Source organism: Vibrio sp. J1-1 (genome assembly GCF_021728395.1).
Classification (GTDB): domain Bacteria; phylum Pseudomonadota; class Gammaproteobacteria; order Enterobacterales; family Vibrionaceae; genus Vibrio.
Genome location: NZ_JAKKCM010000003.1, coordinates 141501 through 153541, shown reverse-complemented (window position 1 = coordinate 153541; position 12041 = coordinate 141501). Strand labels below are relative to the sequence as shown.

9 protein-coding genes are annotated in these 12041 nt (G+C 45.7%); all 9 read left to right on the top strand.

Annotation, left to right across the window (positions count from 1 at the left end; translation table 11 throughout):
* Positions 1-42 precede the first annotated feature (42 nt).
* The 9 genes from bamA to accA all read left to right on the top strand — a co-directional run bounded on the left by bamA (position 43) and on the right by accA (position 11994).
* Complete coding sequence (bamA, locus tag L3V31_RS05580) at positions 43-2457, top strand: outer membrane protein assembly factor BamA (RefSeq protein WP_237315138.1); 2415 nt, start codon at positions 43-45, stop codon at positions 2455-2457.
* A 13-nt stretch (positions 2458-2470) separates the two neighbouring features.
* Positions 2471-2980: an OmpH family outer membrane protein gene (locus tag L3V31_RS05575; protein WP_014232756.1), complete on the top strand. Its 510-nt coding sequence runs from the start codon at positions 2471-2473 to the stop codon at positions 2978-2980.
* Positions 2981-2986: 6 nt separating this feature from the next.
* Positions 2987-4018, top strand: a complete 1032-nt coding sequence (lpxD, locus tag L3V31_RS05570) for a UDP-3-O-(3-hydroxymyristoyl)glucosamine N-acyltransferase (RefSeq protein ID WP_237315137.1) — start codon at positions 2987-2989, stop codon at positions 4016-4018.
* Between the two features lie 253 nt (positions 4019-4271).
* The gene (fabZ, locus tag L3V31_RS05565; protein WP_014232754.1) at positions 4272-4724 is read left to right on the top strand and encodes a 3-hydroxyacyl-ACP dehydratase FabZ; all 453 of its coding nucleotides are present in this window, start codon (positions 4272-4274) and stop codon (positions 4722-4724) included.
* A 1-nt stretch (position 4725) separates the two neighbouring features.
* Positions 4726-5514 (top strand): acyl-ACP--UDP-N-acetylglucosamine O-acyltransferase, encoded by a 789-nt coding sequence (lpxA, locus tag L3V31_RS05560; protein ID WP_237315136.1) that lies wholly within the window; start codon positions 4726-4728, stop codon positions 5512-5514.
* A gap of 112 nt (positions 5515-5626) precedes the next feature.
* Positions 5627-6766 carry a lipid-A-disaccharide synthase gene (gene lpxB, locus L3V31_RS05555; protein ID WP_237315135.1) on the top strand — a complete coding sequence of 380 codons (1140 nt, stop codon included), beginning with the start codon at positions 5627-5629 and terminating at the stop codon, positions 6764-6766.
* An 8-nt stretch (positions 6767-6774) separates the two neighbouring features.
* On the top strand, positions 6775-7428 hold the full coding sequence (rnhB, locus tag L3V31_RS05550; RefSeq protein WP_237315134.1) for a ribonuclease HII: 654 nt from the start codon (positions 6775-6777) through the stop codon (positions 7426-7428).
* A 79-nt stretch (positions 7429-7507) separates the two neighbouring features.
* Positions 7508-10987 carry a DNA polymerase III subunit alpha gene (gene dnaE, locus L3V31_RS05545; protein ID WP_237315133.1) on the top strand — a complete coding sequence of 1160 codons (3480 nt, stop codon included), beginning with the start codon at positions 7508-7510 and terminating at the stop codon, positions 10985-10987.
* A gap of 47 nt (positions 10988-11034) precedes the next feature.
* Complete coding sequence (gene accA, locus L3V31_RS05540; RefSeq protein ID WP_237315132.1) at positions 11035-11994, top strand: acetyl-CoA carboxylase carboxyl transferase subunit alpha; 960 nt, start codon at positions 11035-11037, stop codon at positions 11992-11994.
* Positions 11995-12041 lie beyond the last annotated feature (47 nt).

Below are 12041 nucleotides of genomic sequence, written 5' to 3'. Positions count from 1 at the left end.
AGTTCAGAGACAAAGCAGTAGCAAGGAATAATTAGAACAAGTATGGCGATTAAGCGAATTCTATTTGCAAGTTTACTGGCGACCAGTGTGTCTGCAAATGGAGCAGAGAACTTCGTAGTTCAAGATATTGAAATCGATGGATTGCAGCGTGTTGCACTAGGTGCTGCGTTGCTGAAAATGCCTGTACGTGTCGGTGATACCATTGGCCAAGGCGATGTTGCAGAAATTATCCGCGCACTGTACGCATCTGGTAACTTTGAAGATGTAAGAGTACTGCGTGATGGTGGGGTGCTTGTTGTTCAAGTAAAAGAGCGTCCGACAATTGCCAGCATCTCATTTTCAGGTAACAAAGCAATCAAGGACGAGCAGCTACAAGAAAACCTGAACGCATCAGGTATTCGTGAAGGCGAAGCGCTTGACCGTACAACGCTGAGCAATATCGAAAAAGGCTTGGAAGACTTTTACTACAGCGTAGGTAAATATAACGCGACAGTAAAAGCGGTCGTTACTCCATTGCCGCGTAACCGTTCCGATCTGAAGTTTGTCTTCACCGAAGGTGTATCGGCAAAAATTCAGCAAATCAACTTTATTGGGAATGAAGTCTTTTCTGACGAAGAGCTATTGTCCCGCTTCAACTTGAATGTTGACGTACCTTGGTGGAACTTCCTAGCTGATGAAAAATACCAAAAGCAGGTACTTGCTGGTGATATAGAAGCTCTGAAGTCTTTCTATCTTGATCGCGGTTACCTGAAATTTAACGTTGATTCAACACAGGTTGCAATCTCTCCTGACAAGAAAGGGGTATACATTACTCTTGGCTTGGAAGAGGGAGAGGTATATACCGTTAAGGACGTAAAATTCCGCGGTGATCTTGTGGGTGAACAAGATGCGTTCGAAAGCATGGTGCCATTTCAAAGCAACGAAACTTACAATGGTTCGCTTGTAACTTCGATGGAAGAAGGCATCAAGCGCGTTCTTGGTGAGTCTGGTTATGCGTATCCGCAGGTAAATACCATTCCTGAATTTGACGATGAAAACAAAGAAGTCTCGTTGGTTGTAAACGTTGAGCCGGGTAATCGAATTTACGTGCGTGATATTCGCTTTACGGGTAACAACTCGACAAAAGATGAAGTGCTTCGTCGTGAGATGCGTCAGATGGAAGGCAGCTGGTTGAACTCAAAGTCGATTGAAACGGGTAAAACTCGTCTTAACCGTCTTGGCTACTTTGAAAACGTTGAAGTACAAACCGTTCGTGTTCCAGGAAGTGATGATCAGGTAGACCTTGTTTACTCAGTGAAAGAAGCGAACTCAGGTAGTGTAAACTTTGGTGTTGGCTATGGTACAGAATCTGGTGTGAGCTTCCAGGTTGGTCTACAACAGGACAACTTCTTAGGTAGTGGTAATCGCGTTGGCGTTAATGCCATGATGAACGATTACCAAAAGAACATCAGCTTGGATTATCGCGACCCATACTGGAACCTCGATGGTGTAAGTTTGGGTGGTAAAGTTTTCTACGATGAGTTTGAAGCCTCTGAAGCGGGTATTGTTGACTATACCAACCAAAGCTATGGCGCAAACCTGACATGGGGTTTCCCTTTCGATGAGCTTAACCGCTTTGAGTTTGGTGTTGGTTATACCCATAACAAGATTGGTAACTTATCGCCTTACTTACAGGTAGAGCAGTTCTTGCGTGCGCAGGCTGACAATATTGATTCAGATGGTTCATTGAAAACCAACGATTTTGACTTCAATATCTCCTGGACACGCAATAACCTGAACCGTGGTTACTTCCCGACCGCTGGTAATCACCAACGCGCGTTTTACAAAATGACAGTACCTGGCTCTGACGTTCAGTACTTCAAAATGCAGTACGATGTTCGTCAATACATGCCACTGACCGAAAAGCATGAGTTCACGCTCTTGTTCCGTGGTCGCCTAGGTTATGGTAACGGCTATGGCGAAACGAATGGTAATGATAATTTGTTCCCATTCTACGAAAACTACTACGCAGGTGGCTTTACATCGCTACGTGGTTTTGGCTCTAACTCGGTAGGTCCTAAAGCGGTGTACCGTGATTACTCGGGCTCAAACAATGGTGCTGATACGGCAACAGACGATGCTGTAGGTGGTAACGCCGTGGCATTAGCAAGCTTGGAACTTATCGTTCCAACGCCGTTCGCATCGGATGAAGTTCGTAGTCAAATTCGTACCAGCATCTTCTTCGATATGGCAAGCGTCTGGGATACGGAGTTTGACTATCGCGATTCAGGTGCGGAATATGGTGATAAATACTATTACGACTACTCAGATCCAACCAATTACCGCTCATCTTATGGTGCGGCGTTGCAATGGATGTCTCCAATGGGGCCTCTAGTATTTTCACTAGCGAAACCAATTAAGAAATATGATGGCGATGATGAAGAATTCTTCAGCTTCACTATCGGTCGAACCTTCTAAAGAGGAAAATATTTTGAATAAAATGATCAAAGCGGCTGGGATTGGCCTTCTTGTACTTAGCTCATCAATGTTTGCAAACGCGGCAGAAGCGGCACAGAAAATTGCATACGTAAATACAGCTCAAGTTTTTCAAGCACTTCCTCAGCGTGAAGTTGTTTTGCAAAAAATGCAGAAAGACTTTAAAGGTAAAGCCGACGAACTTAAGAAAATTCAATCTCAAGCGAAAACGAAGATTGAGAAGCTGCAGCGCGATGGCGAGCTACTAGGTCAAGACGAAATTGAAAAGCTACGTATCGATATCGCAAAACTAGACAGTGAGTACAAAGTGAAAGCGCAAGCACTAGACAAAGCAAGTGCTCGACGTGAAGCAGAAGAAAAAGCGAAGCTGTTTAAAACGATTCAAGATGCCGTGACAAAAGTTGCTAAGAACAAAGGTTACGATCTCGTTATTGATATCTCTGCTCTTCAATACGGAAAGCCAGAATACAACATCTCTGAAGACGTAATTAAAGCTCTAAAATAAGAAGTTATGAAGAAATTAACATTAGCCGAGTTGGCAACCATTACTGGTGGCGAATTATTTGGTGATGACACACTTGTTGTTAACCGTGTTGCTCCAATGGATAAAGCACAAGAAGGTGACGTGACCTTTTTGTCCAACCCAAAGTATGCAAAGCACCTATCTGAGTGTAAAGCAACGGTAGTGATGGTAAAAGCAGAGCACAAAGACAAGTGTACTGGTAATGCACTTGTGGTTGCGGATCCTTACGTTGCGTTTGCTCACGTTGTTCAGGCAATGGATACAACACCAAAACCTGCGCACGATATCGCACCAAGTGCAGTGATCGCATCCGACGTTAAGATGGGTAAGAACGTTGCAATTGGGGCAAACGCTGTCATTGAAACAGGTGTAGAACTTGGCGACAACGTGATGGTTGGTGCAGGTTGCTTTATCGGTAAAAATGCCAAGCTAGGTAACAACACCAAACTTTGGGCTAATGTGACTATCTACCATGAAGTTTCTCTGGGCGATGATTGTTTGGTTCAATCAGGCACTGTGATCGGCTCTGACGGTTTTGGTTATGCTAATGACAAAGGTGAGTGGATTAAAATTCCGCAACTTGGTTCTGTGCGTATCGGAAACCGTGTTGAGATCGGCGCATGTACGACAATTGACCGCGGCGCATTAGAAGATACGATTATTGAAGACAACGTAATTCTAGATAACCAGCTTCAAATCGCGCATAACGTTCACATCGGATATGGTACCGTGATGCCTGGTGGTACTATTGTGGCGGGCAGCACTACTATAGGTAAGTACTGTCAGATCGGCGGCGCGTCGGTTCTTAATGGCCACATCACCATTGCAGATGGTGTCGCTATCACCGGTATGAGCATGGTAATGCGCAGTATCGAAGAAAAAGGTCTTTATTCATCGGGGATTCCACTACAGACGAACAAAGAATGGCGTAAAACCGCAACTCGAGTTCACCGTATTGATGAGATGAATAAACGCTTGAAAGCCGTTGAGAAACTGCTAGAGCCAAAAGAAGAATCTTAGTTCCATATTCTGAGCAAAGACTCGCGAAATGCGAGTCTTTTTCTTCTATAATGACGCGCTATTAGTATATTAAATATCAATCACAGTAAGTAAGTGGTCAGAAATAGCGTATTAACGAGCTAGAAAGAGCATCTGTTTACTACGATTGATATAACATCAAGCTGGTATACACTTTGCAGGCATTTTATTTTTTTGCGGCTATTGCCGCTGCCGTGCCATCTTGGTTATAGAGAATTTATATAGGAATACGACTTTGACTACTGAAAAGAAAACGATGAACATCTCTGAGATTCAAGAGCTTTTACCTCATCGCTACCCATTCTTATTGATCGACCGTGTGACTGACTTCCAAGAAGAAAAATACCTTCACGCGCTTAAAAATGTGTCGGTTAACGAACCTCAGTTCACAGGTCACTTTCCTCAACTACCCGTATTCCCAGGTGTTTTGATTCTTGAAGCGATGGCTCAAGCTACGGGTCTATTGGCATTTAAATCATTTGGTGCACCAACAGAAAATGAACTGTACTACTTTGCTAGCGTAGATGGCGCGAAATTCCGCAAACCAGTAGTACCAGGTGACCAACTGGTGATTGAAGTAGAATTTCTGAAAGAACGCCGTGGTATTGCTGCATTTCGTGGTGTAGCAAAAGTAGACGGTGAAGTCGTATGTTCAGCTGAGCTGAAGTGTGCTCGTCGAGAGTTTTAATATGATTCATGAAACCGCTAAAATCCACCCAGCAGCGGTGGTAGAAGAAGGTGCCAAAATTGGCGCTAATGTGACTGTTGGTCCATTCACTTACATTACCTCAACGGTTGAAATCGGTGAAGGCACAGAAGTCATGTCTCACGTTGTCATTAAAGGTCTTACCAAAATTGGTAAAGATAACCGTATTTTCCCGCACGCTGTCATTGGTGAAGAAAACCAGGACAAGAAATATGGCGGCGAAGAGACAACGGTGGTTATCGGTGACCGAAATGTGATTCGCGAAGCGGTTCAGGTTCATCGTGGTACCGTTCAAGATAAAGCAACCACCGTTATCGGAGACGATAACCTTCTGTGTGTTAATGCTCACATCGCGCATGACGTTGTTGTAGGAAATCACACTCACATCGGTAACAACGCGATTCTGGGCGGTCACGTGACGGTTGGTGACTACGCTGGGGTCATGGCGCTTTCCGCTATTCATCCATTCTGTACAGTGGGTGCTTACGCTTATGTTGGTGGCTGTTCTGCGGTTGTTCAGGACGTTCCAGCTTATGTGCTTGCACAAGGTAACCACGCTACGCCATTTGGTTTGAACTTAGTGGGGCTAAAGCGTAACGGTTTCGAAAAGCCAGAAATTCGCGCTCTACAAAAGGCGTACAAAGAGATTTACCGTTCTGGTAAAACGCTGGAAGAAGTGAAGCCAGTTTTGGCTGAAATGGCGCAAGAGTTTCCTGCAGTGAAGCGTTTCTCTGACATTCTGGAAACCACGGAACGTGGTATCATTCGTTAATTCACGGATGTTCAAATAAATTGAAAAGATCGCGCCCCTAATTGGGCTGCGATCTTTTTGTGTTTTATGGATAGGGAATTACCTTATCCATAGTACATAGAGCGGGAACGATATGGAAAAACCATTACGTATTGGCATCATTGCCGGAGAGCTTTCTGGTGACATTCTGGGCGAAGGCTTTATTAAAGCGGTGAAAGCGCAGTATCCAAACGCCGAGTTTGTCGGTATTGGTGGCCCTAAAATGATTGCCCAAGGCTGCGAATCCCTCTTCGATATGGAAGAGTTGGCCGTAATGGGCTTGGTTGAAGTCCTGGGACGCTTGCCTCGCTTACTAAAAGTCAAAGCAGAGTTAGTTAAGTACTTCACTCAAAATCCACCAGACGTCTTTGTTGGTATTGATGCGCCGGATTTCAACTTACGACTTGAGTTGGACTTGAAACAAGCAGGCATCAAAACGGTTCACTATGTCAGTCCTTCTGTGTGGGCGTGGCGCCAAAAGCGTATCTTTAAGATTGAAGCCGCGACGAATCTGGTTTTGGCCTTTCTTCCTTTCGAAAAAGCGTTTTACGATAAGTTTAATGTGCCATGTGAATTTATTGGTCACACGCTGGCCGATGCTATTCCACTCCGTTCCGAGCAAGCTCCGGCTAGAGAGTTGCTTGGTTTAGAGCAAGATAAAAAATGGTTAGCAGTACTGCCTGGCAGCCGTGGTAGTGAATTAAAAATGTTATCACAGCCGTTTATTGAAACCTGCAAACTGCTGCATCAGAAATACCCAGACTTGGGATTTGTCGTGGCACTGGTAAATCAAAAACGTCGTGAGCAGTTTGAGCAAGCATGGCAAGAGCATGCGCCCGAACTGGACTTTAAGCTGGTGGATGATACTGCGCGTAACGTGATTACCGCTTCTGATGCGGTCATGCTGGCATCAGGTACCGTTGCATTGGAGTGTATGCTTCTAAAACGTCCAATGGTTGTGGGCTATCGTGTTAATGCATTAACGGCGTTTTTGGCTAAACGTCTGCTGAAGACCAAATACGTGTCACTGCCAAACATCCTTGCAGATGACGCTCTGGTAAAAGAATATTTACAGGATGAATGCACACCAGAGAACCTGTTCGAAGAAGTTTCCCGTCTATTGGAAAGCGATAATAGAGAGATGATCGACAAGTTTACCGAAATGCATCACTGGATCCGCAAAGATGCTGATCAACAAGCCGCAAGCGCGGTATTAAAACTGATTGAGAAATAGAGAACTACATGGTTGCCAAAGCTAAGTCTACCAAAACCAAGACGACAAAGACAAAGGTCGAACTACCACCGTTTGAAACGCCACAAGGTTACCAGCTTATCGCTGGTGTCGACGAAGTAGGGCGTGGCCCTTTGGTCGGGGATGTCGTGACCGCTGCGGTTATTTTAGATCCAAACAACCCAATCGAGGGATTAAATGACTCCAAAAAGCTCAGCGAGAAAAAGCGCTTAGCTTTGCTTCCGGAAATTAAAGAAAAAGCGCTCGCTTGGGCGGTTGGTCGTTGTTCGCCACAAGAAATTGATGAGCTTAATATTCTTCAAGCGACCATGGTCGCCATGCAACGTGCGATTGCTGGCTTAAATGTTCAGCCAGATCTTGTGCTTATTGATGGTAACCGTTGCCCTGAGTTGCCAATGGATGCACAAGCGGTGGTCAAAGGTGACCTGCGAGTCGCTGAGATTAGCGCTGCGTCTATCATTGCTAAGGTCGTACGTGATACGGAAATGGAAGAACTCGACAAACAATACCCTCAGTTTGGCTTTGCAAAGCACAAAGGGTATCCAACCAAAGCGCACTTTGAAGCAATAGAACAACATGGTGTGATTGATGAACATCGCAAGAGCTTCAAGCCGGTAAAGAGAGCACTCGGCATAGAATGCTAAACTAATTGGATGGGTGTTATAAACCCGACTCCCTTTAGGTTAGAATCCCAAACAAAATAGAGTTACACGGTACCTGTTAATGTCAGATCCCAAGTTCATTCACCTTCGAGTTCACAGTGATTTTTCGATGGTGGATGGTATCAGCAAAGTTCCACCGATAGTTAAGAAAGTCGCCGAGCTTGGCATGCCTGCAATGGCATTGACCGATTTCACTAACCTGTGTGGTTTGGTGAAGTTTTACGGCACAGCACATGGCTGCGGTGTAAAACCGATCATCGGCGCAGATTTCAAAATGCAATCTGATGAGTTCGGCGAGGAGCTGACACAGCTAACGGTATTGGCAGCAGATAATGTCGGTTACAAAAACCTGACGCTGCTTATCTCCAAAGCGTATTTACGTGGCCATATCCAGCATCAGCCAGTGATTGATAAGGCTTGGTTAGCCGAGATGTCAGAAGGGTTAATCGTCCTTTCTGGCGGTAAAAATGGTGATATTGGCAAAGCGTTGCTGAAAGGTAACCGCAATTTAGTCCAGAGCTGTGTAGAGTTTTACAAACAGCACTTTCCAGACCGTTATTACCTAGAATTACTCCGTACTGGCCGTCCGGATGAAGAAACCTACTTGCACTTTGCCGTTGAACTGGCAGAGCAAGTGGATCTGCCTGTGGTCGCAACAAACGAAGTGGTCTTCCTAAGCTCTGATTTGTTTGATGCCCATGAAATTCGTGTAGCGATTCATGATGGCTACACATTAGAAGATCCACGCAGGCCAAAAAACTACAGCCCACAGCAGTACCTTCGCAGTGAGGAGGAAATGTGTGAGCTGTTTGCGGATATTCCTGAAGCACTGGAAAACAGTGTTGAGATAGCCAAGCGTTGTAACGTCACCGTTCGTTTGGGTGAGTACTTCCTGCCGGCCTTCCCAACTGAGGGAATGAAAGAGACTGAATTCTTGGTCATGAAGTCGCGCGAAGGTCTGGAAGAGCGTCTGGAGTTCCTGTTTCCTGATGAAGAAGAGCGCAAAAAGCGTCGTCCTGAATACGATGAGCGTTTGCAAATCGAGCTGGATGTTATCAACCAGATGGGCTTCCCGGGATACTTCCTGATCGTAATGGAGTTCATCCAGTGGTCGAAAGACAATGATATTCCGGTAGGTCCAGGGCGAGGTTCGGGTGCTGGCTCTCTAGTGGCATACGCACTGAAAATCACCGACCTTGATCCCTTAGAATATGACCTTCTATTCGAACGTTTCTTGAACCCAGAACGTGTATCCATGCCCGATTTCGATGTCGACTTCTGTATGGATAAACGAGACCAAGTGATTGATCACGTGGCTGAAATGTACGGACGTGATGCGGTATCTCAGATCATTACCTTTGGTACCATGGCCGCCAAAGCGGTAATCCGTGATGTGGGGCGTGTTCTTGGCCATCCATTTGGTTTTGTCGACCGAATCTCGAAGCTTATCCCGCCAGATCCGGGCATGACGCTGGATAAAGCATTCAAAGCTGAGCCGGCACTACCTGAGCTCTATGAGGCAGATGAAGAAGTCAAAGAACTCATCGATATGTGCCACATATTAGAAGGTTGTACACGAAACGCAGGTAAGCACGCGGGTGGTGTTGTTATCTCACCAACGACGATTACGGATTTCGCGCCAATTTATGCAGATTCCGAAGGTCATTTCCCGGTTACACAGTTTGATAAGAATGACGTTGAAACTGCGGGTTTGGTTAAGTTTGACTTCCTTGGCCTTCGTACACTGACCATTATTGACTGGGCGCTTGGGTTAATTAACCCACGCTTAGAACGTGAAGGTAAAGACCCGATTCGCATCGAGTCAATCCCGCTCGACGATCAGGCATCGTTCCGTTTATTACAAAACTCCGAAACCACAGCCGTATTCCAGTTGGAATCGCGCGGTATGAAAGAGCTTATCAAGCGACTTCAGCCTGACTGTTTTGAAGATATTATCGCACTTGTGGCACTGTTCCGTCCGGGACCGTTACAATCAGGCATGGTAGATAACTTTATCGACCGTAAACACGGCCGGGAAGCGATCTCTTACCCTGATGAAAAGTGGCAACACGAGTCACTAAAAGAAATTCTCGATCCGACTTACGGCATCATCCTGTATCAGGAACAGGTTATGCAGATCGCGCAGGTTCTGTCTGGCTACACGCTGGGTGGCGCTGACATGCTTCGTCGTGCGATGGGTAAGAAAAAGCCGGAAGAGATGGCTAAGCAGCGTGCCACCTTCGAAGACGGCGCGGTCAAGAACGGCGTCGACGGCGAGTTGGCGATGAAAATCTTCGACTTGGTAGAAAAGTTCGCTGGCTACGGCTTTAACAAATCGCACTCTGCCGCATACGCATTGGTTTCCTACCAAACGTTGTGGCTAAAAATGCATTATCCAGCAGAGTTTATGGCTGCGGTAATGACCGCCGATATGGATAACACTGAAAAAGTGGTTGGTCTGGTCGACGAATGTTTCCGTATGAAGCTTACCGTGCTGCCTCCGGACATTAATTCAGGGTTGTACCGCTTTAATGTTGATGAAAACGGCGCTATTGTTTACGGTATCGGTGCGATAAAAGGCGTGGGTGAAGGGCCAATTGATGCGATTTTGGAAGCGAGAAACAAAGGTGGTCACTTTAAAGACCTGTTTGATTTCTGTGCTCGTATCGATCTCAAACGTGTTAACAAACGTGTCATTGAAAAACTTATTTACGCAGGCGCTTTAGACAGACTTGGTCCACATCGTGCCGCGATGATGGCATCACTGAATGATGCTGTTAAAGCCGCGAGCCAACACCATCAGGCAGAAGCATTTGGTCAGGCGGATATGTTTGGTGTACTGACTGATGCACCTGAAGAAGTGGAGCATAAATATACCCAGGTTCCACCTTGGCCTGAAAAAGTTTGGCTAGAAGGTGAACGCGAAACTCTCGGTTTATATTTGACTGGGCACCCCATTAACGCGTATTTGAAGGAACTAAATAAATACACCAGTTGTCGACTAAAAGACGCGACACCAACACGTCGTGATCAATCAGTGACGGTAGCTGGTTTAGTAATAGCCGCTCGTGTGATGACAACCAAGCGTGGAACACGTATTGGTATCATGACATTGGATGACCGAAGTGGTCGAATGGAGGTGATGCTATTCTCCGATGCGCTTGATCGGTATGCTGAACTTCTCGAAAAAGACAGAATTTTGGTCGTTTCAGGACAGGTCAGCTTTGATGACTTCAATGGTGGCCTTAAAATGTCGGCGCGTGAAGTTATGGATCTCGGCAGCGCGCGTGAAAAATACGCTCGTGGTCTGTCGGTATCGATTGATGCAAATCAGATCAATGATCAATTCTTTGAGCAGTTCAGTCGTATTTTAGAACCGCACAAAGCCGGAACCGTACCCGTCAATGTATACTACCAGCGTGCCGACGCCAGAGCGCGGTTAACATTGGGCACCGAGTGGCGAGTAACGCCAAGTGATACATTAATAGACGATTTAAAACAGTTACTTGGAACAAACCAGGTAGAACTTGAATTTAACTAAAAAATTCAGCGTATTATCTTAGGCGCTGAGTATACAAGGATTCATAGATGAGCCTAAACTTTCTTGAATTTGAAAAGCCAATTGCAGAACTTGAAGCAAAAATTGAAGCCCTGCGCGATGTATCTCGCCACGGTGGTGATGCTGCGGTTGACCTGGATAAAGAAATCGAACAGCTTGAGAAGAAAAGTCTGGAACTGAAGAAAAAAACATTCAGCAACTTAGGCGCTTGGGAAACAGCTCAACTGGCTCGTCACCCATTACGTCCATACACTTTGGACTACATTCAGCATGCATTTGAAGAGTTTGATGAACTAGCGGGTGACCGTGCTTTTGCCGATGACAAAGCTATTGTTGGCGGTATTGCTCGTCTGGAAGGTCGACCTGTGATGATCATCGGTCACCAAAAAGGCCGTGAAACCAAAGAAAAAGTGAAACGTAACTTTGGTATGCCAAAGCCTGAAGGTTACCGTAAAGCATTACGCTTAATGGAAATGGCAGAGCGTTTTAAAATGCCAATCATCACATTCATCGATACAGCTGGCGCATACCCAGGTGTTGGTGCAGAAGAGCGTGGTCAATCTGAAGCGATCGCGAAAAACCTGAAAGTGATGTCTGGCCTTAAAGTACCAGTAATTTGTAACGTTGTCGGTGAAGGCGGTTCAGGCGGTGCACTGGCGATTGGTGTGGGTGACTACGTGAACATGCTTCAGTACTCAACTTACTCAGTTATTTCTCCTGAAGGTTGTGCTTCTATCCTATGGCGTGATTCAGATAAAGCACCTCAGGCGGCAGAAGCAATGGGTCTGACAGCCCCACGTCTTAAAGAGCTTGAGCTTATTGATGAGATCATCGAAGAGCCACTAGGCGGTGCACACCGTAACCACGTTGAAATGGCTGCAAACATGAAAGCAACATTGCTTCGTCAGTTGGAAGATCTAGAACAGCTTGACGAAGAGTCGCTACGTGAGCGTCGTTACCAGCGTCTGATGAACTACGGTTACTGCTGATATCTGGTTAGATAACGGATAAAATAGAAAGGGTTGGATGTAAGTCC